Annotated in this window: 29 protein-coding genes; 1 reads left to right on the top strand and 28 read right to left on the bottom strand. The window is 46.5% G+C overall.

Translation table 11 applies throughout. From position 1 onward, the window contains the following. Positions 1 to 6 precede the first annotated feature (6 nt). From rpoZ to dapF, 15 genes are all read right to left on the bottom strand, one after another. Positions 7 to 246, bottom strand: a complete 240-nt coding sequence (rpoZ, locus tag AR1Y2_RS06975; protein WP_137328333.1) for a DNA-directed RNA polymerase subunit omega — start codon at positions 244 to 246, stop codon at positions 7 to 9. 14 nt (positions 247 to 260) lie between these two features. Next, positions 261 to 875 (bottom strand): guanylate kinase, encoded by a 615-nt coding sequence (gene gmk / locus AR1Y2_RS06970; protein ID WP_137328332.1) that lies wholly within the window; start codon positions 873 to 875, stop codon positions 261 to 263. 14 nt (positions 876 to 889) lie between these two features. Further along, positions 890 to 1771, bottom strand: a complete 882-nt coding sequence (locus tag AR1Y2_RS06965) for a YicC/YloC family endoribonuclease (RefSeq protein WP_137328331.1) — start codon at positions 1769 to 1771, stop codon at positions 890 to 892. 83 nt (positions 1772 to 1854) lie between these two features. Further along, positions 1855 to 2388: a Holliday junction resolvase RecU gene (locus AR1Y2_RS06960; RefSeq protein ID WP_137328330.1), complete on the bottom strand. Its 534-nt coding sequence runs from the start codon at positions 2386 to 2388 to the stop codon at positions 1855 to 1857. Beyond that, positions 2370 to 3359: an RluA family pseudouridine synthase gene (locus AR1Y2_RS06955; protein ID WP_137328329.1), complete on the bottom strand. Its 990-nt coding sequence runs from the start codon at positions 3357 to 3359 to the stop codon at positions 2370 to 2372. The genes AR1Y2_RS06960 and AR1Y2_RS06955 overlap by 19 nt, the downstream gene beginning before the upstream one ends. 11 nt (positions 3360 to 3370) lie before the next feature. Beyond that, a complete protein-coding gene (locus tag AR1Y2_RS06950) occupies positions 3371 to 4129 on the bottom strand; it encodes an SDR family NAD(P)-dependent oxidoreductase (RefSeq protein ID WP_137328328.1) in 759 nt (252 codons plus the stop codon). 20 nt (positions 4130 to 4149) lie between these two features. Continuing rightward, positions 4150 to 4815 (bottom strand): HAD family hydrolase, encoded by a 666-nt coding sequence (locus AR1Y2_RS06945; protein WP_137328327.1) that lies wholly within the window; start codon positions 4813 to 4815, stop codon positions 4150 to 4152. Next, entirely contained in the window at positions 4809 to 5531 is a 723-nt protein-coding gene (locus AR1Y2_RS06940) for a pseudouridine synthase (RefSeq protein ID WP_175403704.1), read from the bottom strand. The genes AR1Y2_RS06945 and AR1Y2_RS06940 overlap by 7 nt, the downstream gene beginning before the upstream one ends. Continuing rightward, positions 5531 to 6892: an RsmF rRNA methyltransferase first C-terminal domain-containing protein gene (locus AR1Y2_RS06935; protein ID WP_137328326.1), complete on the bottom strand. Its 1362-nt coding sequence runs from the start codon at positions 6890 to 6892 to the stop codon at positions 5531 to 5533. The genes AR1Y2_RS06940 and AR1Y2_RS06935 overlap by 1 nt, the downstream gene beginning before the upstream one ends. A gap of 8 nt (positions 6893 to 6900) precedes the next feature. Next, positions 6901 to 7704, bottom strand: coding sequence for a GTP pyrophosphokinase (locus AR1Y2_RS06930; RefSeq protein ID WP_137328325.1), 804 nt, complete (start codon positions 7702 to 7704; stop codon positions 6901 to 6903). 293 nt (positions 7705 to 7997) lie between these two features. After that, positions 7998 to 8960, bottom strand: coding sequence for a beta-ketoacyl-ACP synthase III (locus AR1Y2_RS06925; RefSeq protein ID WP_137328324.1), 963 nt, complete (start codon positions 8958 to 8960; stop codon positions 7998 to 8000). 89 nt (positions 8961 to 9049) lie between these two features. Further along, positions 9050 to 10522, bottom strand: a complete 1473-nt coding sequence (gene spoIVA, locus AR1Y2_RS06920; protein WP_137328323.1) for a stage IV sporulation protein A — start codon at positions 10520 to 10522, stop codon at positions 9050 to 9052. 441 nt (positions 10523 to 10963) lie between these two features. Continuing rightward, positions 10964 to 11833: a shikimate dehydrogenase gene (locus tag AR1Y2_RS06915; RefSeq protein WP_137328322.1), complete on the bottom strand. Its 870-nt coding sequence runs from the start codon at positions 11831 to 11833 to the stop codon at positions 10964 to 10966. A gap of 115 nt (positions 11834 to 11948) precedes the next feature. Further along, positions 11949 to 13406: a UDP-N-acetylmuramoyl-L-alanyl-D-glutamate--2,6-diaminopimelate ligase gene (locus AR1Y2_RS06910; protein ID WP_137328321.1), complete on the bottom strand. Its 1458-nt coding sequence runs from the start codon at positions 13404 to 13406 to the stop codon at positions 11949 to 11951. Between the two features lie 9 nt (positions 13407 to 13415). Further along, a complete protein-coding gene (dapF, locus tag AR1Y2_RS06905) occupies positions 13416 to 14267 on the bottom strand; it encodes a diaminopimelate epimerase (protein ID WP_137328320.1) in 852 nt (283 codons plus the stop codon). A gap of 231 nt (positions 14268 to 14498) precedes the next feature. On the opposite strand from dapF, the gene AR1Y2_RS06900 reads away from it, so the two are divergent. After that, a complete protein-coding gene (locus AR1Y2_RS06900; protein WP_137328319.1) occupies positions 14499 to 15848 on the top strand; it encodes an MATE family efflux transporter in 1350 nt (449 codons plus the stop codon). A gap of 94 nt (positions 15849 to 15942) precedes the next feature. Here the strand turns inward: AR1Y2_RS06900 and AR1Y2_RS06895 are convergent, their stop codons facing one another. The 13 genes from AR1Y2_RS06895 to rimM form a co-directional block, all read right to left on the bottom strand. Continuing rightward, on the bottom strand, positions 15943 to 17220 hold the full coding sequence (locus AR1Y2_RS06895; RefSeq protein WP_137328318.1) for an aminotransferase class I/II-fold pyridoxal phosphate-dependent enzyme: 1278 nt from the start codon (positions 17218 to 17220) through the stop codon (positions 15943 to 15945). Positions 17221 to 17233: 13 nt separating this feature from the next. Next, entirely contained in the window at positions 17234 to 18250 is a 1017-nt protein-coding gene (locus AR1Y2_RS06890) for an NAD(P)H-dependent glycerol-3-phosphate dehydrogenase (RefSeq protein WP_137328317.1), read from the bottom strand. Between the two features lie 9 nt (positions 18251 to 18259). Beyond that, positions 18260 to 18886, bottom strand: a complete 627-nt coding sequence (gene plsY, locus AR1Y2_RS06885; protein ID WP_137328316.1) for a glycerol-3-phosphate 1-O-acyltransferase PlsY — start codon at positions 18884 to 18886, stop codon at positions 18260 to 18262. Next, a complete protein-coding gene (der, locus tag AR1Y2_RS06880) occupies positions 18886 to 20208 on the bottom strand; it encodes a ribosome biogenesis GTPase Der (protein WP_137328315.1) in 1323 nt (440 codons plus the stop codon). The genes plsY and der overlap by 1 nt, the downstream gene beginning before the upstream one ends. Before the next feature lie 115 nt (positions 20209 to 20323). Beyond that, positions 20324 to 21142, bottom strand: coding sequence for a peptidoglycan editing factor PgeF (gene pgeF, locus AR1Y2_RS06875; protein ID WP_137328314.1), 819 nt, complete (start codon positions 21140 to 21142; stop codon positions 20324 to 20326). Next, positions 21132 to 21473, bottom strand: coding sequence for a YraN family protein (locus AR1Y2_RS06870; RefSeq protein ID WP_137328313.1), 342 nt, complete (start codon positions 21471 to 21473; stop codon positions 21132 to 21134). Before AR1Y2_RS06870 ends, pgeF begins: the two co-directional genes overlap by 11 nt. Next, entirely contained in the window at positions 21470 to 22117 is a 648-nt protein-coding gene (locus AR1Y2_RS06865; protein ID WP_137328312.1) for a ribonuclease HII, read from the bottom strand. Before AR1Y2_RS06865 ends, AR1Y2_RS06870 begins: the two co-directional genes overlap by 4 nt. A gap of 11 nt (positions 22118 to 22128) precedes the next feature. Then, positions 22129 to 22683: a signal peptidase I gene (lepB, locus tag AR1Y2_RS06860; protein WP_137328311.1), complete on the bottom strand. Its 555-nt coding sequence runs from the start codon at positions 22681 to 22683 to the stop codon at positions 22129 to 22131. A gap of 8 nt (positions 22684 to 22691) precedes the next feature. Beyond that, a complete protein-coding gene (ylqF, locus tag AR1Y2_RS06855; RefSeq protein WP_137328310.1) occupies positions 22692 to 23546 on the bottom strand; it encodes a ribosome biogenesis GTPase YlqF in 855 nt (284 codons plus the stop codon). A gap of 13 nt (positions 23547 to 23559) precedes the next feature. Further along, positions 23560 to 24111, bottom strand: coding sequence for a signal peptidase I (gene lepB / locus AR1Y2_RS06850; RefSeq protein WP_243118885.1), 552 nt, complete (start codon positions 24109 to 24111; stop codon positions 23560 to 23562). Positions 24112 to 24260: 149 nt separating this feature from the next. Continuing rightward, positions 24261 to 24602, bottom strand: coding sequence for a 50S ribosomal protein L19 (rplS, locus tag AR1Y2_RS06845; protein ID WP_137328309.1), 342 nt, complete (start codon positions 24600 to 24602; stop codon positions 24261 to 24263). A gap of 118 nt (positions 24603 to 24720) precedes the next feature. Further along, entirely contained in the window at positions 24721 to 25404 is a 684-nt protein-coding gene (trmD, locus tag AR1Y2_RS06840) for a tRNA (guanosine(37)-N1)-methyltransferase TrmD (RefSeq protein WP_137328308.1), read from the bottom strand. Then, complete coding sequence (gene rimM / locus AR1Y2_RS06835) at positions 25397 to 25909, bottom strand: ribosome maturation factor RimM (protein WP_137328307.1); 513 nt, start codon at positions 25907 to 25909, stop codon at positions 25397 to 25399. The genes trmD and rimM overlap by 8 nt, the downstream gene beginning before the upstream one ends. Positions 25910 to 25912: the final 3 nt, after the last annotated feature.

The following is a 25912-nucleotide window of genomic DNA, read 5'->3' as shown; positions in this document are numbered from 1 at the left end:
CTTTCTCTATTCTTCGTCTTCTCCATCCTGAAGAATCTTTACTTTACTGCTCCTTATCTCCTCCACTGCAGTGGAAAGAGGCTTCTGTTCATCCGCATCTTCACTGAGCGGCATATCTCCCCCGATCAGCTGTCTTGCTCTCTTGGCACTGGCAATGACCAGTGAGTATCGGCTTGTGATGATATTCTTATCTTCGTCATCTCCGTTGATAACCTGCATTAATTCTGAATATGATGGGTGTAGCATAAATATGATTCCTCCTATAGGGTTTTTAAACCTTCCATTGTCTCTTTCACTAATTCCATGTTGTGCCTGCGCTCACATGCCTGTGCGGTGACAACCGCATGCACCTGATCCACACACACTTCCAGATCGTCGTTGACGATAATATAATCATACTGGCACATGTCCTCAGACTCCTCCACAGCCCTTGAAAGTCTCTTGTTGATCACTTCCTCGGACTCCGTCCCTCTTCCGATCAGGCGGTTTTTGATCTCCTGGGCACTGGGTGCCGTGATAAAGACCAAAAGAGCGTCTTCGTACTGTTCCCTGATGGCAAACGCCCCCTGGACTTCAATCTCCAGGATCACATTGTGCCCTGCATCCAGTTCTTCTTCCACGAACTTGCGCGGGGTGCCGTAAAAATTTTCTACGTATCTAGCATATTCTATAAATCCGTTGTAGTCAATCAGGTTTCGGAAATCTTCCTCGGACTTAAAGAAATAGTCCCTTCCGTCCACTTCTCCTTCTCTGGGCTTCCTTGTGGTGGCAGAGACGGACAGGCTGTAGCCGTACTTCTCCACCAGGCGTTTTGCCACTGTCCCTTTTCCAACGCCGGAAAATCCGGATAAGATGACCAATGCACCTTTTTTCATCGTTTTGTTCCTCCCTACTCAATATTCTGAACCTGTTCCCTGACCTTTTCCACATTTGTCTTAAGCTCAATGGCGTGATTGGAAAGTTCCACGTCACTGGACTTGGACAAGATCGTGTTGGCCTCCCGGTTCATCTCCTGGGCAAGGAAATCCAGCTTTCTTCCTACACTGTCTTTCTCGTAAAGTTCTTCCTCCATAGCCTTGATATGGCTCTTAAAACGGACGATCTCCTCATCCACGGATATCTTATCTGCATATAAGGTTACTTCTGCGGCAATACGGCTCTCATCCATGCCTGCATTATCTAAAAATTCCTTGACCTTATCTTCAAGCTTGGTGCGGTATTCTTTGATGATGGACGGAGAACGCTCTGCAATAAACTCAATGTCCTTTTCCATCTGGGCAAGCTTTCCTTGCATATCTTCCAAAAGCCTTTTGCCTTCTACGGTTCTGGACTCCACAAACTTCTCCCCGGCTTCCGTTACAGCCTTCTTAATAAGGCTCCACCACTGGCTCTCATCGAAAACCTCTTCCGTCAGGGAAAGCACCTCTGGAAACTGGGACAGACGCTCTGCCGTGATCGACACAGGAATACCGAACTCTTCCCCCATCTGATGAAAAGCATCCATGTATTCTTTTGCCATGGCGCGGTTATAGTGGAGACCCACGCTGGTCTCTGATAAATCTTCATATGATATGGACAGATCAATCTTCCCCCTGTTTGCGAACTGCTTGAACAGGCTGCGGACATCCGCCTCAAACATAGTAAACTTTTTTGGTATCTTTAATGATATATCACAGTATCTGTGATTGACTGATTTCACCTCAACGGTGATCGTCTGATTGTTGTCATTGGATACGACGCTGCGCCCAAATCCTGTCATGCTTCTAATCATTGGTCTATCTTCTTTCTGTGTATTCATTTGCCGGACGTAACGGCTGTTTCAATATTTTATTATACGAAAAACCGTCCGCCAAGTCAACGCCTCCCGGCCAATAGTTTGTTGAGACATTCCAGATAATGCAGGATCATCCCTTTCTTCATCGGGACAAAGAACCCTGCATCCAGCTCACCAAATTTAAAATGCTTCGGCCCGCCGTCTGTCTGTCGATTCCAAAACTTCATCGTTTCCTCAAAAGACATAAAGTAACAGGCCTGCCTGTGGGTAAAATAAATCAGAAGAAAACTGATGCCCCCCTGTTTTTCAAACCTCTCCATAAATTCTATTTGATGTTCATGGATATTATGTAATGGAAATACGTCAGTTGCACATTCTTTGGCGTCAAAACAGATCGGATACCCCTGGACAGCACCTATATAATCGACAGTACTTTTCTGGTCAAAGTATGCCAGAGTGATCTGCCGGCTGTTCTTGTCAAATCTGACCGGCTTTATGGAGGTAGGTATCTTCTGGACCAGTGCCAGCCCCTGCTCCTTGTATTTTTCATTGGTATGGTTGACTAGTTCCTCCAGAACCGATCCCCGCAGTCCTTTTAAATTCCAAGTTCCCATGATATGCTCCCAAATAATTCTTCTGCCGTCTTTAAAAATAATTCCGGCACCTGTGCGGTGACCGTCCTGCCGGACAGTTCTGTACATCGCTTCATCTCTTTTGGAAAAACAAGACAACCGCAGTGCAGCAGCTGGTGCTTCACTCCAAACTTTCTTTTCAGCCAAAGGTTTGCTTCCCGGTCTCCATACTTGGTATCCCCTACGAGAGGAAATCCCATTCCAGCCAAATGGGCACGGATCTGATGGGTCTTTCCGGTGATCAATTCCACTCTAAGAAGCGTAAAACCGCCTCCGCAGGCCACAGGCTCATAGGCCGTCTCAATGCGGCTGCCACTCCCATCTGCCTTCTCTGAAAATGATACTTTATTTTCCTTCCGGTCTTTCTTAATATATCCGGACACTCTGCTGCTGTTTTTTAATGTGCCTTTGACAATACAGTAGTAATACTTTTTCACTGTACGTTCCTTCAACATTTCAGCCATGGTCTGCAGACCTTCCAGGGATATCCCCGCGATCAGCAGTCCCGTTGTATTTCTGTCCAGACGGTTGCATATAGACGGCCGGAACAGTTCCAGATTGGATTCCTTTAAGATCCCAAGCTGCAGACAGTACGGGACGATCAGTTCATTGACCGACACATCCGACGGCTTTGACTTCTGTGACAGCATCCCGTAAGGTTTATTGATGATCAATACATTGGAATCCTGATAGGCCACAGAAAGATCCGCTCTTGTCTTCTCCGCCTTCGGCTCCTCCCGAAACGTTGCGATGGTCTCGTCTGCCAGGTAAATACATACCACATCGCCAGATTTCAGCTTTTCATTTCCGGAAGCCTTTTTTCCGTTCAGCTTGATGTTCTTTTTCCGGAGCATTTTATAAAGGAAGCTCTTGGGCGCCTTGTTCAAATATTTTGCCAGAAGCTTGTCTAGCCGCTGTTCTTCTTCCCTGTCTGAAATCCTGATTTCTTTCATATCGTTTCCCTCTAATGGATCAGCCTGACGATCAGACTGCTTGGAAGCAGCTTGCAGAGAACTCTCACGGCCTTCATTAAGATTCCGTATACAGAGACTGCCCTGCCCTTCTTCACATCTTTCAGGGCTTTCTTCACAACCCTTTCCGGCTTCGCCATCACAAGCTTTTTGTATAGTTTCATTTCTTTTTTCTGGTAGGCTGTATCGAAAAATTCAGTGTTGACCGGTCCCGGGCATACGGTTGTGACATAAATTCTTCTTTTCTTCAGTTCCTGTCTTAATGCCAGGCTGTAATTTAATACATAGGATTTGGTGGCGGCATACACTGCAAAGCCAGGCTGCGGCGCAAAGGCTGCGGATGAGGCCACCTGGACAATACGGGACTTCTTCGGCATGTACGGCAGGACAGCTCTGGTTACCCTTGTGAGTGCCAGACAGTTCACCTTCAGCATCTGGTCCAGCAGTTCTTCGTCCTGTCTGTCAAACAAGCCGGCCAGCCCAAGTCCGGAACAGTTCACCAGCACATAAACCTTCGGTTTTTCTTTTGCGAGGATACTCCTGATTCTTACGATACTGTCCTTCTTTGAAAGATCCAGCGGAATCGGCCGGATTACAATGTTGGAAACCAGCACTCCCAGTTCTAAAAGGCGGTCCGCTCTTCTGGCCACTACCCAGATCTCATCTAGAAATCCATGGCTTTTAGCTATCTGGAGAACGAACTGTCTTCCAAGTCCTGAGGAAGCTCCTGTAACGATTGCTACTTTCTTCATGTTATCACCTCTCGTATCGGTTATACTGATTGATAGGTTCCATTTATGATATCAAAGTAAGTGTCAATATAGTAATCAGCCAGTTCCCTCTTCTTGTCAGCCACCGCCTGGGAATAAGCATCCCTGACGGCACAGGTCGTCATATTGGCGCTGTTTCCAGCCATGATCCCATATGGGATATCCTCAAACACCAGAATATGTTCCGGCTCAACCGACAGCTCCTGTGCTGTCTTTAAATATACGTCCGGGGCAGGTTTCCCCTTTGGCACCTCATTGGAAGTACAGATGTACTGAAAATACTGCCCGATCCCGTGGGCATTTAAACATGCCTTTGTCAATTCTCTGGAATTGCTGGTGGCGATCCCAATAGGGAGCTTTTTGTCCTTTAATACATCCAAAAATTCGATTACCCCTTCTTTCAGGGGGATCTCATTCGTATACATCTCGTAAGCCATACGGTTCCATGTATCTTTAATCTCTTGAACAGTGAGCGGAAGCGGAAAATGGTTTTTAAAGTACTCCGCCGTCTCATTAAAGCTGTAGCCTTCCAGCAGATCGTTCAGCCCTTCTGGAACCTGAAGGCCGAAATGCCCAAGAAAACGTTCGTCAATCTCTTTCCAGATCCACATAGAATCCACCAAAGTTCCGTCCAAATCAAAAATTACCGCTTTTTTATCCTTTAGCATTGGTTCTCCTTTAAACATCTGATCTCTTCCTCTGTAAGTTCCCTGGACTGCCCTGGCAGGAGCTCCGGATCCAACAAAAGCGGTCCCATGGAAAGACGCTTTAATTTAAGCACCTGACTCCCCACCGCTTCAAACATGCGCTTGATCTGATGAAATCTGCCCTCTGTGATGAACACCTCAGCCTCAGAAACTTCCCCTGACTTCAAAATCTTCAGCCTGGCGGGCTTTAACGGTTTCTCATCACCAATGTCCATACCCGACTCAAAAACCTCCTGCTGTGCTCTTCCAATTTGCCCTGTTACAGTGACAGAGTACCGCTTCGTGACATGATGCTTCGGTGACAGCAGACGGTGCCCCAGCTCTCCGTCATTTGTTATCAGCAGAAGCCCTTCTGTATCCTTATCCAGCCTTCCCACCGGAAACATACCCTTTTTATGGACTTCTGGGATCAGATCCATGACCGTTTGTTCCCTGGAATCCCTGGTCGCCGTGACCACTCCCTTAGGTTTGTTCAGCATCAAATATTCATATTCCCTGTATTTAAGTTCCTTCCCGTCCAGTGTGACCTCGTCCTGTCCAGGCACTACCTTTTGTTCCGGTTTCTTTACTGTTTCTCCTGCCGCCAGGACCCTCCCCTGACGGACCATTTTTTTTGCTTCACTTCTGGTACAGCCACAGACCGCGCACAGAAACTTGTCCAAACGCATTGCCTTCATCACATCCATCTCCATGAAGGCGCATATTTATTCTTCATCCGGCCTTTGGATAATTTCCCCCATCCAAGAGGATATCCCTGGACTGTGACAAGATACATACCGTCTTCCTTTTCATCTGCAAGTATGGTTTCACATTTTAAATACTTCATAAGTCTCTCATCGGACAGGCTTAAGTCCAGCGTTCTCGCATATCCATCTCCGGACAATGCCATGGCCAGCACCTGGCTTGGCTCAAATCTCCGTTTTTTCATCTCTCCAAGTAAAAGGCCATGCCTTAACACCCTGAGCCTTCCAAGATCAGGCAGATCTTTGGGCGTGAGGATCAGTCTCCCCTTATGTTCTTTTATCCGGTTTGGGTCCAAATCCATCCTGCATTCAGAGAGGAAGGCCTCTGCCTCCTGGGAAATCTTTGCACGGTCACGCTTTTGTCCTTCTGCGCCGGCTGCCGGTTCTCCCTCTTTTTTCAGAAGCGCAAGAAAATGCCCTTCCCCTTTGATCTTATGTGGCCAGAGCCTGATACACTTTTTGACATCCTGAAGTCCCGACACGGTCCACTCAGGGTGTCCCCGGTCAAATCCATCAGCCTCAGGCATATCAACCAGAGAAAGCTCCGGCACCTGATGAAGCAGGTACTCGATCAGCTGCTCATCTTCCTCCGGTGAAAAGGTACAGGTGGAGTACAAAAGATATCCCCCGGGTTTGAGCATCTTAACCGCATCCAGTATAATCTCTCGCTGAATCTTCACATAGGGTTCGATCCCATATTCCGCCCAGTTTTTGATCTCATTGCTGCCCTTTCTAAACATTCCTTCTCCAGAACAAGGGGCATCCACTAACACCTTATCAAAATACTCATAGCATACCGGCACAAGATTCTTTGGTTCCTCGCTTGCGATCACGCTGTTGCTGATACCGAACATTTCCAGGTTCTTAAGCAAAGCTTTTGTCCTGGTAATACTGATATCATTGGATACTAGAAGGCCCTCGCCCTTAAGCCTCGCTCCCAGTTCCGTGGACTTGCCTCCAGGCGCTGCACACAGGTCCAGTACCTTGTCTCCCGGCTCTACCGGCAGAAATGCAGCCGGAGCCATGGCGCTGGGCTCCTGGATATAGTACAGGCCAGCATGATAAAACGGGTGTTTTGCCGGCTGGTCTTTGGCTTCGACAAAAAATCCATTTTCGGTCCATGGCACAGGTTCTATCTCAAACGGTGCGATCTTTCGGAACTCCTCCACGGAAATCTTGGAGGTATTGACGCGGATGCCGCTCTGCTTTGGCCTTTGGAGGCACGCCTCATAATCGCTGTATTCTTCCCCCAGAAGGGATTTCATCTTCTCAACGAATAACTGTGGTAATTCCATAATTTCTCCTATGACAGGCTCTGTGCACGGTAGCCCTCCGCAATGATATCCAGCTGCTTATTAAAATGGATCAGCTGCTCCATATCTCCTGTCTCATATATTTTGTAAAACTCGTCCTGTATCTTGATGACTTCCTGTTTGTTTGCTACTTTATATAAATTCTGCATGGTTGACAGAATCTCGGAAACAATATTTGCCTTTTTTCGGAAAGAATTCTGGGCATCCATGATCTCATCTCTGACAATGGACATCTCTTTATCCAGGACCACAATGGCGTCTGCTGCATTCATCAGCTTCTCCGTTATGTGCTCCGGTATGTTCTCTTTATACTTATACTGCAGGGAATGCTCTACTGTGGCCCAGAAATTCATAGCAAGAGTACGGATCTGTATCTCTGCCTGAATCTTTTTCTTGCCGTAGATGGTATCCACGTCATAATAAATGATCACATGGAAACTCCGGTATCCGCTGTCTTTTGCTTTTGTGATATAGTCCTTTTTCGTCTTGATCTCCATATCAGAACGCTGTTCAATGATCTCAACCACACGGTCAATATCTTCGACGAATTGACAGATGACCCGGATGCCTGCAATATCTTCCAGATCTGTCTCTATTTCATTAATGTTTATTTTCTTTCTCTGCATCTTATCAAGAATACTAGAAATGCTTTTTACTCTGCCGTCCACCTGTTCGATCGGTGAATAACGGCCTGCGGTTCTATATTCATTCATGATGTGCACGAACTTCAGCTTTAACTCCTCCACAGCCAAGTCGTAAGGGCAAAGGATCTCTCTCCACATCTGTAATTCCATTGCCAACACCTCCCTTAATCTATATTAATATATTATACCATACTTTGACGTGCGAAGCACGCCCATCCGAAGGATCCAGAATACGGGATGCCCTGTGGGTATACCTTGTCGTGCAAAGCATGCCCATCCAAAGGATCTAAAAGGGTTGTTCGTTTTTCTCCATTGCCTGGAGGAAGCCTTTCCAGAGCAGACGGAAGGCAATGGAGAAAAACGAACACCTCCCCAATAAACAAAAAAAGCAGGAAAGCCCTACTTTTTTCTCAGATGATGCCGGAAGATCCTCCGGCCGTTTCTTACCATTCTAAATAAATCGTTCCCCAGGTCAGCCCGCCGCCGAATCCGCACAGCACAAGCTTATCTCCTCTTTCCAGCATTCCCTTTTTGTTGATCTCGTCTAGCAAGATCGGAACGCTCGCCGAAGATGTGTTGCTGCATCGGTCCAGATTCATCGGAAACTTTTCGATATCCAGCTTCAGACGTTTTGCCGCCGAATCAATGATCCGTTTATTTGCCTGATGCAGGACGTAGTATTTGATCTCATCTTTTGAAGCTCCTGCTTTCTCAAGTACATTTTCAATCGTCTTTGGAACCGTTTTTACCGCAAAGCGGTATACTTCCTGTCCGTCCATAAAGACCGGTTCTAAAGGCTCATGATTCTCTACCAATAAATTATTTAATTTTCTCTCACCGCAGGTCAGTGCTTCTCCCAGGTCTCCGTTAGATCCATAGTCGATAAAGACTTCTCTGGAATCATCCGCTTCCACAACTGCGCATCCTGCCCCATCCCCGAACAAAACACAGCTGCTCCGGTCCTTCCAGTCAACGATCTTAGACAGGGTCTCCACACCGATCACCAGCATTTTCTTAGCCAGGCCTGACTTTGCATATGCGATGGCCGTGGTCAGCGCATAGACAAACCCGGAACAGGCCGCATTTAAGTCCATGCAGACTGCATTTGTAGCCTTGATAGCCTTCTGCACATCACATGCACCGTTGGGAGTAGCCCGGTCGCCGGACAATGTCGCGAAAAAGATACAGTCCAACTCCTCCGGAGCTACTCCGCTTTCCTTCAAGGCCTCTTTGGCAGCTTTCACTGCCATGCCGGATGTTGTATCGTCCACAGAAATATGACGCGCCCGGATACCGGTCCTGCTGGCGATCCACTCGTCACTGGTATCCATCACTTTTGCTAAATCATCATTTGTAACAATCGTCTCCGGAAGATAACTTCCTGTACCTAATATTCTAATCGACATATCTTATCATTTATCCTGCGCTTTCCTAATATTTTGTTTACCAAAGTATATTCTTTTTTTCCCCATTTGTCAATGGTGCCCAGCTATTCTCAAATGATGATGCAGACAAGTCCACCATTGCTTTCGTTGACGATTTTCTCCATAGTATCCTGGAGTTTTTGCTGGCTTTCCTCTGTCATCTTCTGGGCTTTTGACTGCATGCCCTCTCCAACCAGCTGTTCCAATGTCTTGCCAAAGATATTGATATCCCAGATACTCTCCTGTGGATCACTCTTCCCCTTGTCAAAATATTCCATCAGATCCTTCGCCTGATACTCTTCTCCTACGATCGGTGCGATCTCTGTGGAGATATTGGCTCGGATCATATGGATCGACGGAGCACTGGCTTTGATCTTTACACCGTACTTATTGCCGTGTTTAACGATTTTAGGTTCTTCCAGCACAATGTCTCCCTTGGTCGGCGTCACGACTCCATACCCACGTTGTTTCACCGCGTTGAGTGCATCTGCCACCTCTTCGTATTCTTTCTTCTGCCTTGCCAGATCCTGCATAATAGAAATAAATTCGTACTCATTTTTGATCGGCAGCCCAATGGTATCGCTTAAAAATTCATAATAATAAGAATCATCCATATCAACCGCGATCCGTATCACCCCAGTATCCATGGCTACAGAATCCAGTTTCCACTGTTTTATGTATTGATTTTCATAATCTTCCTCCTCATAGATGTCTTTCATGGTATCCTTCTCCATGAGCATCCTGCGGGCCGTATCCATGATCTCCTGCTTGATCTTATGGTCCTTCGGGAGCACCTCCACCCATTTCGGCACGAAAAATCCGATGGATGAGATCGGGAATTCCATCAGAACACTTTTCAATATAAAATAAATATCATCCTTCTTCAGCTGCTCACAGTTCATCGGGAGTACTTTTGCTCCATACTTTGCCTCTTTTTCCTTGGCAAGTTTCACTGTCTCCTCGGAATATGGACGGCTGGTATTCAACAGAACCACAAATGGTTTATGTAATGCTTTCAGCTGTTTGATCGTCTCTTCTTCCGGCTCCTGGTAATTTGCGGCTTCAATATCCCCGAAAGAACCGTCCGTTGTCACCACAATCCCGATGGTAGAATGTTCTGTGATAACCTTTTTAGTTCCGATGCTGGCAGCCTTTGTAAAGGGAATCTCATAATCAAACCACGGCGTCTTTACAAGCCGTTCCTCTTCCCCTTCAATATGGCCCACTGCCCCGTTTACCATATAGCCGACACAGTCAATCAGCCGCACCTTCATGCTGATGCCGTCATCCACATTGATCTCCACCGCTTCATTGGGCACGAATTTCGGTTCCGTTGTCATGATGGTCTTTCCGCTGGATGACTGGGGAAGCTCATCGTTGGCACGGTTTCTTTCATTCTCATTTTCCATATTCGGCAGAACCATCAGATTCATAAACCGCTTGATAAATGTACTCTTTCCAGTCCTCACGGGACCTACCACACCAATGTAGATTTCTCCATTGGTCCTGGCCATAATATCCTTATATACATTAAAGTAATCCATAATATCCTCCTACGATAGACTGTTAAAGTATATGCAGGCTCTTCGCAAGTTATGACTGAAACAAAGAAAAAAAGGACTGCCTGCGCAATCCTTTTATCTCTTATCTTACTATGTATTATCTTATGAGTTTTTCTCCATTGTTTCCAGTCGGCTCTGGAAAGGCCTCCTTCCAACAATGAAGAAAAACTCTTAGAGGTGGCGCCTTTTGTCTTGTAGCAGCCTGCTCCAGCAGACATTACGTCCATTTTCACCAGTTCGGAGGCCTTGCATTCGAAGGGACGTTAGTTTTTCTTCTTGAAGCAAAGACTCGGAGGCGGTGCGCATCGCGCAGTGAGGCTGTCTGAGCGTCAGCGAGTTCCGAACGGGCCGCCGGAGAGACTTTGCTGAAAGTTAGAAAATCTTACGTCCCTGAGACAGCAAGCCGGAGAACTGGTGAAAATGTTATGAAAAGAACTTTTCTTTTACTTCTTTTACCGGCATATCCTGTCCTGTGAACAGTTTAAACGCTGCAACTCCCTGCCATAAGAGCATTCCGTCTCCCTGTACCGTTTTGCAGCCTGCTGCCTTGGCATCTTTCAAGAGTTTCGTCTCTTTTGGATTATATACAACGTCCGCAACAACCATATCCTCATGGAACAGGCTTGTGTCCTGTATCACAGAAGTATCTTCTTTTGGCTTCATTCCAAGCAGAGTTCCGTTTATAAGGATATCAGTCTTTAAAACTGCCTTTTTTACAGCCTCTTCGTCTGCCAGATCGATCAGTGAAATCTTGCAGTCCGGAGCTTCCACGCGGAGCTTTTTGTGCATCTCCTCAGCACGGTCAAAAAAATCATCTCTTGGATTGATCACCGTGATTTCTTTTGCATCGTCCAGGGCACACTGCACTAAAATCGCAGTTGCCGCGCCTCCTGCGCCGAAGATTACAATATCCTTTTCCTGCACTGTAACACCGTGGTCATTTAAGTTTGCCACGAAACCTTCGCCGTCAGTGATATGACCGTAAAGTTTTCCATCCCTGTTCACGACAGTATTGACTGCACCGATCAGCCTGGCCGCTGGAGATAACTCATCCATGTATTTTGCCGCTTCTGTCTTACACGGCATTGTCACATTGATCCCCTTCATATTCAGAGTGCGGACTGCGCTGATGGCGTCTTTTACCTGCTCTTCTTTAATGTCAAATGCAAGGTAGGCCGCATCAATATCCAATGCCTGAAAGCCATAATTGTGCATTGCCGGTGAGCCTGAATGTCCCACCGGTGACCCGATCAGTCCAAGTAATTTTGTTGTTCCTTTGATTCTGCTATCCATAGTTCCTCCTAATCTCTTCTCTGACAGACTTACAAAGCTGCCGTTTTTCCTTGATTTCTTTTATCTTAAAGGCCTCAAGCACTTATGTGCCATCCGTCTTCAGCTTTCCATTCAGTTATGCTTCCTCTATAATCTCACGGATCAGGTCTCTTTCATCCATATGATGTTTGACCCCTCTGATCTCCTGGTAATCCTCATGCCCTTTTCCAGCAAGAATAACGATATCTCCCTTGCCGGCATGTTCCATACAATAGCGGATGGCTTCTTTCCTGTCCGGGATCGTGACATATTTGCCCGGACCCTTGTGGACGCCAACTAAAATGTCATCAATAATATCCATAGGTTCTTCATTTCTTGGATTATCAGAAGTCACCACCGTTAAGTCTGCAAGCTTTGAGGACACTTCTCCCATCTCATACCTTCTTGCCTTTGCCCGGTTGCCTCCGCAGCCGAACAGACAGTAGATCTTTTTTGGTTCGTATTTGCGGATTGTCGTGAGAAGACTCTCAAGACTCATGGCATTGTGGGCATAATCGATCATCAGTGTATATTCTCCCGGTGTTTTTATAATCTCCAGACGTCCTTTTACCTGAATCGTATTTAACGCATCCAGCACATCGGACTTCTGGATCCCCATATGGCGGCACAGAGAGATAGCGGCCAATGAATTGTAAACCGTAAAATCTCCAGGGATATCCACATGGACATTGTACTCTTCCTTTCCCTTCAGATCATAAGAAACACCCAGATAGCCGGGTTCCTGGATCCTCTTTATATTTTGGGCATACACATCGTTAGCCTCATCCATGCCAAACGTCTCCAGGGAGCAGGTATGTCCTTTGATGATCCTCTCCACATAAGCGTCATCGCCGTTAACGATTCCCTGCCTGCACTGCTGAAACAGCAGAGACTTGCAGTGAATATAATCATCCATATCCTTGTGCTCATTTTCCCCGATATGGTCTTCGGCAAGATTGGTAAAGATTCCGTAGTCGAAAGTGAATCCGCTGACCCGGTGCAGCATCAATCCCTGTGAGGACACCTCCATCACCACGTTTTTACAGCCCTCATCGGCCATCCTGCGGAATGATTCCTGGATCACATAAGACTCCGGAGTTGTATTGACCGAAGGAATCCGCTCCTCTCCGATGACAGTCTCGATGGTTCCAATCAGTCCGGTCTTCTGCCCCGCATGCTCAAGAACAGACTGGATCATGTAAGTGATCGTTGTCTTTCCCTTGGTTCCGGTAATCCCAATAGTCGTAAGCTCCTCTGCGGGGTATCCGAAGTAAGCCGCGGACATTTCCGCAAGCGCTCTCCTTGTGTCGTCAAACCGGATCACAGTCACACCTTCCGGCACCTCCACATCCCGTTCAACGACAACGGCTTTGGCACCTTGTTCTGCCACCTGGCCGACAAACTTATGTCCGTCAAATGCTGCTCCTGAGATGCAGACAAAAACGCTTCCTTCTTCCACTTTTCTTGAATCATAGACAAGAGTGCTGATCTCTGTATCTTCCTGCCCCTGTACGAGTCTATATTCTGATCGTTCCAATAATTTTGATAATTTCATAGATTCCTCCTAAGCCAAAACTTCCGTAAGGTCAATCTCCCCGTCAAATACCTTTGTGGCCGGCCCCTTCATAAAGATGGTATGTTTCTCTTCATCGTAATTAATCTGAAGATCTCCGCCCAGCAGGTGGACCAGAACATTTTTGCCGGTCTTCTTATTTAAATAACATGCGTAGGCGCTCGCACATGCTCCGGTTCCGCATGCCAGTGTCTCTCCTGACCCGCGTTCCCATACCCGCATTTTGACCGTATGGTCATCGATGACTTCAATGAATTCTGTGTTGACCCGGTCCGGAAACATTGGATGGTTCTCAAACATTGGCCCAAGCCTTTCGATCTCAAGATCGTCAACAGAGTCCACAAACACGACACCATGAGGATTCCCCATGGATATGCAGGTGATCCTGTACTCTCTGCCGTCCACGATGACAGGCTTATCAATGACTTGTTTTTCTTCGTCATAGTTCACAGGAATCTTCTCAGCGTCCAGCACCGGTGCATCCATATCAACATTGACCCAGGTGACCTTTCCGTCCTCTACCGTAAGATCCAGTTCCTTGATCCCGCCCTTTGTCTCTATGGTAATCCTTGTTTTATCTGTCAATCCATAGTCGTAGACATATTTTGCTATGCAGCGTACTCCATTGCCGCACATGGCTCCCTCGGAACCATCAGAATTGTACATTGCCATGCGGAAATCCGCTTTATCGGAAGGGTGAATACAGATCATGCCGTCCGAACCGATGCCAAAGTGGCGGTCACTGACAAATTTAGCTGCCGCATTTGGGTTCTCGATGGTTTCTTCAAAACAGTTCACATATACATAATCATTGCCGCAGCCGTGCATTTTTGTAAATTTCATGGAATCACTCCTTATTTTCTTATTGTCATTAATATTTTTTTATTCTACCATAATCAATATAGAAACACAAAGTGTTTTCTGCCGCTCCTAGTTGTGTTTTGGAGCTCCCTATTATAAAATAGAAGCACCAATCTAAGGAACAAAGTGGGAAAGAAGAGATCATCTACTCAATTTTACTATAAAAAGTATATATCACTAAGTAAGTTCCTAGACATTAAGGCGGCGTTTATTATGGAAAATAAGACAAATGATTTTACAAAGGGAAGTGTAACGAGAAATATTATAAACCTGGCTGTTCCTATGACACTGGCTCAGCTGATCAATGTTCTGTACAGCATTGTTGACCGTATCTACATTGGAAGGATGGGGACGGATGCTGCTCTCGCCCTTGGCGGCGTGGGAATCACCTTTCCTATCATCACGATCATCATGGCTTTTGCCAATTTAATCGGTATGGGCGGTGCCCCCTTATGTTCTATTGAGCGGGGAAAGGGGAATCAAAAAAAGGCCGAGGAGATCATGGGGAATTCTTTTTTCCTTCTGATCGTCCTGGGCCTTCTGCTCACTGCCGTGATCCTTATATTTAAAAAACCGGTCATCTATGCGTTTGGGGCCAGCCAGGCTACATTTCCATATGCAGACAGCTATATCACAATCTATCTGCTGGGATCTGTTTTTGTGATGATCGGTCTTGGAATGAACAGTTTTATTAACTCACAGGGATTTGCCAGGACAGGCATGTTGACGGTTTTAATCGGTGCAATCTTGAATATTGTCCTAGACCCTGTCTTTATCTTTGTGCTGCATCTGGGTGTCAGAGGCGCCGCTCTGGCAACAGTCATCTCCCAGTTTATTTCTTCTGTATGGGTCCTTGTGTTCCTGGCCGGAAAAAAGACCATCTTAAAACTGAAGATAGAATATTTCAGTCTGAAGTTGACTCTTGTCAGACAGATCATCGCTCTGGGTCTCTCCGGGTTTACCATGTCCATCACCAACAGCATCGTCCAGATCGCCTGCAATGCAACCTTACAGATTTACGGAGGGGATCTCTACGTGACGATCATGACGATCTTAAACTCTATCCGGGAAGTGATCACTATGCCAGTGACCGGCATTACCAACGGCGCACAGCCGGTGCTGGGTTATAATTACGGGGCTGAACAGTACCAACGGGTAAAACAGGCTATAAAGTTTATGACCCTTGCCTGCATTGTCTATACATCCGCAGTCTGGGGCATCCTGCTTTTGGCTCCCCACTTTTTTATCCATATATTTAACAGCGACCCCTCCATCATCGCTAAGGGCGTGCCTGCCCTGAAGCTGTATTTCTTTGGGATCTTTATGATGTCCCTACAGTTTTCAGGCCAGTCCACCTATATTGCCCTGAACAGATCCAAACAGGCCATCTTCTTTTCAATCTTCCGAAAGGTTGTCATTGTGCTTCCTTTAACTGTCTGCCTTCCGATGCTGTTCGGTTTGGGCGTCAACGGTGTTTTTATAGCAGAGCCTATCTCAAACTTTATCGGAGGAACCGCCTGTTATGTAACCATGCTGATCACCGTTTATCGAAAACTAAAGTAAACAAATAAAAACATATCGGGTGAGGACATATCTTGCCTCTGAAATTAAAAGAAGGCTCTACCATCCCCAGGTAAAGCCTTCTTTTCCTTATGTACTATAAGTCGGTTTGTTCCAGAAGCTTCTGGATCCCGGCCTTTTTTACACAGACACAGAATAATTCCATAGCCTGCTCCAATTCTTCTACTGTAGGGTAGGTAGGTGCGATCCTTAAGTTGCTGTCCTTAGGATCCTTTTTATACGGATAGGTAGCTCCGGCGCCGGTGAGTACAACTCCCGCTTCCTTTGCCAGACGGACCACTTCCTTTGCACAACCAGGATATACATCCACTGAAACAAAGTATCCGCCCTTTGGCTCCTCCCATACAGCAAGTCCAGTTCCTGTAAGTTCTTTCTCCAGATATTTAAGAACCGTCTCAAACTTTGGCTTCATGCAGCCGGCTAAAACCTGCATGTGGGCCCTGAGCCCCTCAGCATTTTTAAAGAACTGCACATGGCGCAGCTGATTCACTTTGTCATAGCCAATGGTCTGGGCACCCATGATCTTTTTAATCTCCTTGATATTCTCGTGACTGGAGGCGATCAGGCTGACACCTGCGCCAGGAAAAGTGATCTTGGATGTAGAGAAGAAATAATAAGCACGGTTTTTGGTACCGGCCTCTTCACAGGCATCTAAAATGTTCTTTACTTTCACATCCTCAAATACCGGATGCACACCGTAGGCATTGTCCCAAAATATCCTGAAGTCATTCGCGGCAGTCTTCATGGAAGCCAGTCGGTCTACTGTCTTGTCACTGTAGCAGATACCCTGAGGATTGGAATACTTCGGAACACACCAGATTCCCTTGATGGACTCATCGCTTCCGGAAAGTTCTTCTACCACATCCATATCCGGGCCTTCTTTTGTCATAGGAACCGGGATCATCTCCACACCCAGTGTCTCGCAGATGGTAAAATGACGGTCATATCCCGGACTCGGACAGAGGAACTTCACTTTTTCGAGCTGTCCCCATGGTTTTTCTCCCATAGCACCAAACACAAACAGACGCATCATCGCGTCAAACATTAGGTTCAGGCTGGCATTTCCCCCAACGATCAGATTGTCAGCATTGATATCAAGCAATTCACTGAAAAGTTCCTTCATCTCCGGTATTCCGTCCAGAACACCGTAGTTTCTCACATCCATTCCCGCCTTTGTGTGATATTCGGTCATCTCTTTCAGCATGCCGTTGGCGTGATCGACCTGGGAAGGCGCAGGTTTTCCTCTTGACATGTCCAGACTTAGATTCCTGCTTTTTAATTCCTCATACTCATTGTCTGCTGCTTCCTTTGCTTGTTCCAATTCTTCCTTTGACATTTCCGCGAATTCTGCCATAACGTTATCCTTCCTATTCTTCTTCCCATGTAAGATTTGTATGTTCTTTTTTACGTTCCCTTAAAAGAAGGTCTGCAACGGCCTCCCTTGGATCCTTCTCTTCAAACAACACCCGGTTGACTTCCTCGATGATCGGAACATTGACATGCTTCCTCTTTGCAAGGCCAAGGGCTGCCTTGGCGGAGTAAACACCTTCCACCACCATCTTTACCTCATCCATAGCCTCTTTCGGAGAGTATCCCTGTCCCATTAAGAGACCCGCTTTTCTGTTCCGGCTGTGGACGCTCGTACAGGTAACGATCAGGTCACCAATGCCGGTAAGCCCGGTAAAGGTCTCAATCTGTCCTCCAAGTGCCACACCAAGTCTGGTAAGCTCTGCGATCCCTCTGGTCATCAATGCAGCCTTTGTGTTATCGCCATATCCAAGACCGTCTGTGACACCTGCTGCAAGAGCAATGACATTTTTTAACGCTCCCCCAAGCTCGATTCCCATAATATCCGGGCTTGTATAGACACGGAATACTTCATTCATGAATAGATCCTGCAGCATAACGGCTACACTCTCTTTTTTTGCGCCAACTACACAGGTGGTAGGAAGCTTTCTTCCGACTTCCTCTGCATGGCTTGGTCCGGAAAGTACGCAGACTACAGCGCCAGGAATCTCTTCCTCGATGATCTCAGTGAGAGTTTTGAAAGTCTCGTCTTCGATTCCCTTCGCTACGTTGACGATTACCTGTCCTTCTTTGATAAAAGGAGCCATGCGCTCTGCCATGGAACGGACCACCGGAGACGGCACAGCCATCACAATGACATCTTTTCCAGAAAGAGTTTCCTCTAGATCGCCGCTGACTTTTACGTTGTCGGGCAGCTTCACTCCCGGCAGTTTATCCTTCTGCTCTCTTTCCTTCATAAGCATGTCTACTTCCTGTTTGTCATGAGACCACAGGGTCACTTCATTACCGTTATTCGCCAACAGAACTGCCAAAGCACTTCCCCAGCTTCCTGCACCAATCACACTTACCTTCTTCATAGTTTCCTCCTAACGTTTTACCTTCTGCCCAAGCTTGTTTTCCGTCCCGTGAATCAGCCGGTCAATGTTTGCCCTATGTCTCCAGACCGCCATCGCTGTGAATATACATCCAACTGCCACCAGCTGCCAATCGTTGGGACTGCTGAAATATAAAATAAAAGGGATCACAAGCACCATACAAATGGAACCCAATGATACATATCTGCTGATCCCCGTAACTACGGAGAAGATCAGCAGACAGAGAAGCCCCAGCCTCCAGTCAAATGCAAAGATCACTCCGCCTGTAGTAGCGATTCCCTTCCCTCCCTTAAAGTGCAGGTAAAAGGGAAAATTATGTCCGATGACCACTGCAAAACCAGTCACCAGCCAAAGTGTAGCTTCATGAGCCATCCCGCCGAATTGGGGGATCAGTATGTATCTCGCAGCGTTTACTGCGATGAGTCCCTTTAGGGAATCTCCGAGGAAAGTCAGCAGCGCCGCTGTCTTTCCCAGAGTTCTCAAGGTATTTGTAGTTCCTGAATTTCCGCTTCCGTAGTTTCTTATATCAATATGATTGATTTTTCCGATGATGTATCCTGTCTGAATGCAGCCCAGCAGATATCCCATAGCCAGGCAGAGAAAAACACAAAGGACCATTACTTTTCCTTCCTTTCCCGCGCAATGATATGAATCGGCGTACCCCGGAATCCAAAAGTATTCCGGATCTGGTTTTCAATATAACGGGTATATGAAAAATGCATCAGCTGCTTGTCATTGATAAACACAACGAAAGTCGGCGGTTTTACCGATACCTGTGTCATATAGTAGAGTTTCAGGCGTTTTCCCTTGTCGGACGGCGGCTGCTTCATGGCCACTGCCTCTGTCAGAATCTCGTTCAGCACTCCGGTCTGCACACGCATTGCGTGGTTCTCGATGACAGCGTCAAGCATATCAAAAATCTTCGGAAAGCGCTGTCCTGTCTTCGCTGAGATAAAAACTAACTCCGCATAGGACATGTAAGCCAGGACTTCACGAATCTTGTTGGTAAACTTATAAATCGTCTTGTCATCCTTCTCCACAAGATCCCATTTATTGACCGCTATGATCATTCCCTTGCCTCTCTCATGGGCAATCCCCGCGATCTTTGCGTCCTGTTCTGTGATGCCTTCCGTGGCGTCGATGACCAGGACTGCCACATCACACCTCTCCACGGCAGATACAGTACGGATCACGCTGTAGCGCTCCAGTTCCTCTTTGATCTTATTCTTTCTGCGCAGCCCGGCAGTGTCGATAAACACGTATTCTTTGCCGTTTTTCTCAATGACGGTGTCGATGGCATCTCTTGTGGTGCCCGCAACGTCAGAGACTATGACTCTCTCCTCACCAAGCATCTTATTGATGATCGAAGACTTTCCTGCATTTGGTTTTCCGATGATGGCAATCTTCGGCCGTTCATCCTCTTCTTCCTCCAACGCCTCAGGATCACAGTTCTCTACCACTTCATCCAGCAGGTCACCGAACCCTAACTTGGAGTTTGCAGAAACCGGATGAGGGTCTCCCAGCCCCAGATTATAAAACTCATAGGTATCCGCCAGGAACTTATCATAGTTGTCCACCTTGTTGACTGCCAGGACGACCGGCTTTCTGGAACGTCTCAGCATGTCTGCCACTTGGAAGTCAGCATCCACCAAGCCCTGTCTGACATCCACCAGGAAAACGATGACATCGGCCGTCTCAATGGCGATCTGTGCCTGCTCCCGCATTCTGGAAAGGATCACATCTCCTGAGTCCGGCTCGATCCCTCCGGTATCAATCAGTGTAAAATTATAATTCAGCCAGGAAATGTCCGCATAAATCCTGTCTCTGGTCACTCCGGGCGTATCCTTTACTATAGAGATATTCTCGCCCGCAAGTGCGTTGAACAGCGTGGATTTTCCCACGTTCGGCCTTCCCACAATTGCTACTATCGGTTTACTCATATTTATTTCCTCTCTGTATGGAATCTTTCTTCCTAAAACTTCCGTTTGATTATAAAATAATCTTCCCCAGTTGTAAAGATAATATGATCACTACTCTGTGCCCATTATATCATATTCAAAGCACAATGAATGCCCCTAAATTTCCACGCCGTCCTTTGGTCGCCCGGTGTGAAAACAAATACTCACTGTTACAGCAGGTACACAGGTCAGTGATATCCAGATGTTCCTTTAAGATTCCTGCTTCTGTTAAAATGATCTCATTCGCTTTCCAGAGATCCAGCTGATACTTTCCGTTTCCCTTTTCATCCATGAATTCCTCTTTTGGATGCCCGGAAAACTCTTTTATAAACTGTTCCGCCACGTCCTCACTGACCTCATAACAGTCTCTACAGATGGACGGTCCCACAGCTGCTACGATATCCTCCGGACGGCATCCATATCCGCCCTGCATATTTTTGACCATCTTAGCGCCGATCCTTCCAACCGTTCCCTTCCATCCGGAATGGGCCAGGGCTGCCACCTTTTTCTCTGGATCAAAGAAAAACAACGGCACACAGTCCGCATACCCGGTATACAAAGGAACACCAGGTACATTTGTCACCAGCCCGTCCATGCCCGTCATGATCTTACCGCAGTCATCCTTTCCGACTCTTTTGATCCGGGTATCATGAACCTGGTTTGAAAACACAAGCTTTGTGTGGTCGAAGCCGACAGCCTCTCCGATCCTGCGGAAATTTTCATCTACTGCCGCCTCATCGTCTCCTCTTGTATAGCTCAAATTCATGGATGAGAACATCCCTTCGCTGACTCCGCCCTCTCTGGTGGAAAAGCCATGGACGACTCCTGCCCGGCTGAGCTTACTGAATGTCAGATATGGAACCTTCCCTTCGTTCAGTTTTGTGGAATGATTTTCGTTTGACTTCTTAAAATGCATTTTTTATCACCCTGATCTTCTTTCCTAAGATTTCTACCACATCAAACCTTGCCGGCACCGAAAACAAGTTGTGCCGGTATAGATAATACTCCGCGGTTTTGCGGATCTTCTGCTGTTTTGCACCATTGACTGCCTCCAAAGGATATCCGTATGCCGCATTTTTCCTGTACTTCACTTCTACAAACACGAGATATTCCCCGTCTCTGGCGACAATGTCAATCTCCCCAAAATGGGAATAAAAATTCCTCTCCAGTACTTCGTAACCCTGGGACACCAAAAACCGGCACGCAGTTTCTTCCTTCTCCATCCCGGTTTTTCTCTGATTTCTCATATGTACTTCCTAACAAATGTCCTCCGGTGAAGGTCACAGATCCCGGATTCCTTGATTGCCTCAATGTGGGCTTTTGTTCCATACCCTTTATTTTTCGCAAACTGGTACTGGGGATAGATCTGGTCGTACTCTTCCATCATCCGGTCTCTGGTCACCTTTGCCACAATACTTGCCGCAGCGATGGAAGCGCTCTTTGCGTCTCCCTTGATGATCGGCACCTGTTCTATGTCAATTCCCGGAATTGTGACTGCGTCATTCAATAAAAGATCCGGTACAACAGAAAGCTTTGACACAGCCATCATCATAGCTTCATAGGTTGCATTTAAGATGTTGATCTCATCGATCACCTTTTCCGATACCATACCGATCCCCACCGCAACAGCTTTTTCGTATATCTCATCATACAAAGCTTCTCTCTTTTTTGCAGAAACTTTCTTGGAATCATTCAAATATAAAATATCACAGTCCTTCGGAAGGATGACCGCCGCGGCAACCACCGGCCCTGCAAACGGCCCCCGGCCCACTTCGTCAATACCGCATATATGGGAGAAGCTTCCGTATTCCCTTTCATAGAAAAACATCCCATGCATACGTTCCTTCTCTGCGTTTAACTTTTCTAATCGTTTTTCTTCCTGTTTCGTCATAAGTACCTCGTCTAGCGGATTCTTCCCGCATGCCCGATTGGAAACAGACGGAAGATAACTCTCCCCTTAATCTCTTTCCTGTATATGGGCCCCACACGGATATCTCTGCTGTCCATGCTGTTGTTTCTGTTATCTCCAAGAACAAAATATTCATCGTCTTTTAATGTGATACTCCCCTCTACGTTGATAGGAAGTGTCATATGGTCTTTGGAGTAATCATGGGAGACCTTCTGTCCGTTGACATACACTTGTTCACTTCGGATCTCCACCGTCTCCCCCGGCAGCCCGATCACTCTCTTTACCAGCGTTTCTTTTCTGTCGGCAGGATTGGGGAACACCACCACCTCAAACCGCTCCGGATCCCGAAAACGGTACGTGATCTTATCCACCAGCACGCTGTCTTTATCCTTCAAAGTAGGCTCCATGGAATAACCAGAAACCCCAGTTCTTTCCCCCACAAAAGTAATGACCACAAAAGATACAAAAACTGCGATCACCACAGTGGAGGCCCAAAAAAATAATTCAGAATAAAAACGGTGCGCCCTGCGCCTTGTTCGAAACGGCATGTGATTGATTACTCCTCATAGTCAGCGGGAACTTCCAGCGAGATCTTACCAAGCTTTCCATTCCTGTACTCTTCCAGCAGAATATGTGCAGCCTTCTCATAGTCCAGCTGATTCCCTTTTTCTTTGCAGTGACGGTTCTCTGCGATCTGTTCTAAAATCTTTAATGTATTGCTCTCCTCGTCCACTTGGTAGCGGCCGGCTAAAATCCCCGGATATTCTTTCACCAAAAACGGAATCAGTTCCATGGCCATCTCTTCCCTGTTCAAAATCTCTTCCTTGATGGAACCGATCAGTGCCAGATGAAGGCCTACGGTCTGGTCTTCAAACTTGGGCCATAAGATTCCCGGCGTGTCCAAAAGTTCAATGTTCTTGTTCAGCTTGATCCACTGCTTTCCTTTGGTCACTCCCGGTTTATTTCCCGTCTTAGTGCAGGCTTTTCCCACCAGACTGTTGATAAAAGTAGACTTTCCAACATTAGGGATCCCTGCGATCATCGCACGGATGGGGCGGTTCTTGATTCCTCTTTTCCGGTCCCTCTCAATCTTATCCTTGCAGGCTTCCATAACAATCCCCTGGACCGCCTTGACGCCTGTTCCTTTCTGAGAATTGACTTTTCCAACGAAAAAGCCCTTCTCTTTGAAGTACTGCTCCCACAGTTCTGTTTTTCTGCTGTCTGCAAGATCTGTCTTGTTCAGCAGTATCAGCCTGGACTTGTTCTGGGCCAGCTGGTCAATATCAGGATTTCTGCTGCCAAATGGGATCCTGGCATCTACCAATTCGATCACAATATCGATCAGCTTGATATTTTCCTGCATCATTCTCTTTGCCTTGGTCATATGACCTGGGTACCATTGAAACTGCATAGATCCTCCTTCTTTATCCAAAAGGCCAATACTTCATGCCGACCTTACCTATAATCTGTGTCTTCTTTACATTTCCCACAACAGCACTTCTGGAATCTTCGCTGTTATTGTAATTATCTCCTATAACAAAATATTGATTCTTGGAAAGTTTCACACCGTCGGCCGCCAGTCCCGGGGACAGGATCTTTTCTGTTCCGAAGCTTCTGGCTTTTCTGCCGTCCACGTAAACGTCTCCATTCTTGATCGTTACCGTCTCACCAGGAAGCCCGATGACTCTCTTTACATAATACTGCCGGTTATTTTCATCTTCGGATTCGAACAATATTATATCATATCGCGACGGACTTTTCACTTTATAAATCAGGCGGTTCACAAGCCTTTTTTCCCCGCTCTGATATGTGGGAAGCATGGAATCTCCCTGGACCGTATAGCTGGCACAGAGAAATCGAACAATTAAAAATGCGGCAAAAATAACGGCCACAAAAGCCAGCAGATAGGCCACGATCTTATCCCGTCTCTGTCTTTTTTTCTTTCTCATCTGATACGTTACCGTATAACCACTCACAGACCTCACATCCTTTCTATACGCATTTGTGTGCATAATGCCCGCAGGTCTATTTTATTCCATAGGGAGGTTCGCAGAACTTTCCTATGGAATAAAATAGGGACAAGCTCCGGCTCGTCCCTGTTTGTCTTTTCCCTGAATCGGACAGACTATACTCTTTCTTTTACTTTCGCAGCTTTACCTACACGGTCACGTAAGTAGTATAACTTCGCGCGTCTAACCTTACCTTTGCGCACTACTTCGATCTTTTCGATGATCGGAGAATGTACAGGCCATGTTTTTTCTACGCCGATACCGCTGGAATTCTTGCGGACAGTAAATGTCTCACGGGCTCCGCCGTTCTGTCTTTTGATGACAGTTCCCTCAAATACCTGGATTCTCTCACGGTTTCCTTCTTTTACTTTTCCGTATACTTTTACAGTATCACCTGTTCTGAAATCTGCAACTTCTTTTAACTGTGCATCTTCGATGCTTTTAATGATATCGTTCATGTTGTTCCTCCTCAAATCATTTTAGATGTTCTTAATACCTTCCGTAACAGAGGACCATCCTATTTATAACAACTGCTATATGATAGCATATCAGCGTTTTCTTTGCAAGGATTTTTTTCTATTTTATGAGCAGATCCGGCCTTCTCTCCTTCGTCCTCCGATAAGACTGTTCTTTTCTCCATTCTTCAATCTTTGCATGGTGCCCGGAAAGCAACACCTCAGGTACTTTTCTGCCGAGGAACTCCGGTGGCCTGGTATACTGGGGATATTCCAGCATCCCGTTTTCAAAGGACTCATACTCTGCCGACTCACCGTTGTTGAGCACTCCCGGGACCAGCCTTGAAATCGCATCAATCATCACCATGGCCGGAAGTTCCCCGCCAGTCAAGACATAGTCCCCGATGGAGACATAATCTGTGACGATTTCCTCTAACACCCGCTCATCCACGCCTTCATAGTGGCCGCATAAAAAGACAAGTTCTTCTTCCTTTGCAAATTCTTTTGCCATCTCCTGGTGGAAGACTTTCCCCTGAGGGGTCACATAAATGACCCTTGGTTTCTTTTCCATCTTTTCTTCTATATGCTGATAAGCCAGGTAAATCGGTTCTGCCTGCATGACCATGCCAGCTCCCCCTCCATATGGGTAATCATCCACCTTTTTATGCTTGTCCCTGGTAAAATCACGGATATTGACCGCTTCCACGCTGATATGCCCTGCCTCTGCCGCACGGCCTAAAATACTTGTATTGCATCCGTTTTCAATCATTTCCGGAAACAGGGTCAAGACATGAAACTTATTCATCCAACAATCCTTTCATTACAAAAACGTCGATCCTCTTTTCTTCCAGAGAAACCTTCTTTATACAGTCCTTGATAGCCGGAAGCAATACTTCTTTCCCGTCTTCCATTTTTACTACATACACGTCATTGGCACCAGTTTGGAGTACATCGTCCAATATCCCCAGTTTTTCTCCAGTTTCCCTGTAGACATCAAATCCCAGGATATCTGCGATAAAAAACTCATTCTCATCGAGTTTGACCGCATTCTCCCTGGTGACAAACAGTCCGCAGCGTTTATACTGCTCGATGTCATTGATATCATCAAACTCTTGAAATTTTAAAATCGGCTGGTTCTTAAAGAATTTGCAGGACTGCACATGCAGCAAACGCATTTCCTTTCCAGTATCCAGCAAAACTTCTTTTAGGTCTTTAAACCGTTCTACATCGTCAGTCATGGGGTAGATCTTAACCTCTCCGCGGACACCATGGGTCGAGGCAATGGCCCCCACCTGAAACATATCTTCCATATA

This window comes from Anaerostipes rhamnosivorans (assembly GCF_005280655.1).
GTDB classification, from domain to species: Bacteria; Bacillota; Clostridia; order Lachnospirales; family Lachnospiraceae; genus Anaerostipes; species Anaerostipes rhamnosivorans.
The sequence above is the reverse complement of the archived record's forward strand: the minus strand, read 5'-3'. Positions and strand labels throughout refer to the sequence as shown.

Excerpts from the sequence above, each read along its gene's own strand:
- rpoZ (WP_137328333.1), bottom strand. The coding sequence starts at position 246 with ATGCTACACCCATCATATTCAGAATTAATGCAGGTTATCAACGGAGAT.
- gmk (WP_137328332.1), bottom strand. The coding sequence starts at position 875 with ATGAAAAAAGGTGCATTGGTCATCTTATCCGGATTTTCCGGCGTTGGA.
- AR1Y2_RS06965 (WP_137328331.1), bottom strand. The coding sequence starts at position 1,771 with ATGATTAGAAGCATGACAGGATTTGGGCGCAGCGTCGTATCCAATGAC.
- AR1Y2_RS06960 (WP_137328330.1), bottom strand. The coding sequence starts at position 2,388 with ATGGGAACTTGGAATTTAAAAGGACTGCGGGGATCGGTTCTGGAGGAA.
- AR1Y2_RS06955 (WP_137328329.1), bottom strand. The coding sequence starts at position 3,359 with ATGAAAGAAATCAGGATTTCAGACAGGGAAGAAGAACAGCGGCTAGAC.
- AR1Y2_RS06950 (WP_137328328.1), bottom strand. The coding sequence starts at position 4,129 with ATGAAGAAAGTAGCAATCGTTACAGGAGCTTCCTCAGGACTTGGAAGA.
- AR1Y2_RS06945 (WP_137328327.1), bottom strand. The coding sequence starts at position 4,815 with ATGCTAAAGGATAAAAAAGCGGTAATTTTTGATTTGGACGGAACTTTG.
- AR1Y2_RS06940 (WP_175403704.1), bottom strand. The coding sequence starts at position 5,531 with ATGAAGGCAATGCGTTTGGACAAGTTTCTGTGCGCGGTCTGTGGCTGT.
- AR1Y2_RS06935 (WP_137328326.1), bottom strand. The coding sequence starts at position 6,892 with ATGGAATTACCACAGTTATTCGTTGAGAAGATGAAATCCCTTCTGGGG.
- AR1Y2_RS06930 (WP_137328325.1), bottom strand. The coding sequence starts at position 7,704 with ATGGAATTACAGATGTGGAGAGAGATCCTTTGCCCTTACGACTTGGCT.
- AR1Y2_RS06925 (WP_137328324.1), bottom strand. The coding sequence starts at position 8,960 with ATGTCGATTAGAATATTAGGTACAGGAAGTTATCTTCCGGAGACGATT.
- spoIVA (WP_137328323.1), bottom strand. The coding sequence starts at position 10,522 with ATGGATTACTTTAATGTATATAAGGATATTATGGCCAGGACCAATGGA.
- AR1Y2_RS06915 (WP_137328322.1), bottom strand. The coding sequence starts at position 11,833 with ATGGATAGCAGAATCAAAGGAACAACAAAATTACTTGGACTGATCGGG.
- AR1Y2_RS06910 (WP_137328321.1), bottom strand. The coding sequence starts at position 13,406 with ATGAAATTATCAAAATTATTGGAACGATCAGAATATAGACTCGTACAG.
- dapF (WP_137328320.1), bottom strand. The coding sequence starts at position 14,267 with ATGAAATTTACAAAAATGCACGGCTGCGGCAATGATTATGTATATGTG.
- AR1Y2_RS06900 (WP_137328319.1), top strand. The coding sequence starts at position 14,499 with ATGGAAAATAAGACAAATGATTTTACAAAGGGAAGTGTAACGAGAAAT.
- AR1Y2_RS06895 (WP_137328318.1), bottom strand. The coding sequence starts at position 17,220 with ATGGCAGAATTCGCGGAAATGTCAAAGGAAGAATTGGAACAAGCAAAG.
- AR1Y2_RS06890 (WP_137328317.1), bottom strand. The coding sequence starts at position 18,250 with ATGAAGAAGGTAAGTGTGATTGGTGCAGGAAGCTGGGGAAGTGCTTTG.
- plsY (WP_137328316.1), bottom strand. The coding sequence starts at position 18,886 with ATGGTCCTTTGTGTTTTTCTCTGCCTGGCTATGGGATATCTGCTGGGC.
- der (WP_137328315.1), bottom strand. The coding sequence starts at position 20,208 with ATGAGTAAACCGATAGTAGCAATTGTGGGAAGGCCGAACGTGGGAAAA.
- pgeF (WP_137328314.1), bottom strand. The coding sequence starts at position 21,142 with ATGCATTTTAAGAAGTCAAACGAAAATCATTCCACAAAACTGAACGAA.
- AR1Y2_RS06870 (WP_137328313.1), bottom strand. The coding sequence starts at position 21,473 with ATGAGAAATCAGAGAAAAACCGGGATGGAGAAGGAAGAAACTGCGTGC.
- AR1Y2_RS06865 (WP_137328312.1), bottom strand. The coding sequence starts at position 22,117 with ATGACGAAACAGGAAGAAAAACGATTAGAAAAGTTAAACGCAGAGAAG.
- lepB (WP_137328311.1), bottom strand. The coding sequence starts at position 22,683 with ATGCCGTTTCGAACAAGGCGCAGGGCGCACCGTTTTTATTCTGAATTA.
- ylqF (WP_137328310.1), bottom strand. The coding sequence starts at position 23,546 with ATGCAGTTTCAATGGTACCCAGGTCATATGACCAAGGCAAAGAGAATG.
- rplS (WP_137328309.1), bottom strand. The coding sequence starts at position 24,602 with ATGAACGATATCATTAAAAGCATCGAAGATGCACAGTTAAAAGAAGTT.
- trmD (WP_137328308.1), bottom strand. The coding sequence starts at position 25,404 with ATGAATAAGTTTCATGTCTTGACCCTGTTTCCGGAAATGATTGAAAAC.
- rimM (WP_137328307.1), bottom strand. The coding sequence starts at position 25,909 with ATGGAAGATATGTTTCAGGTGGGGGCCATTGCCTCGACCCATGGTGTC.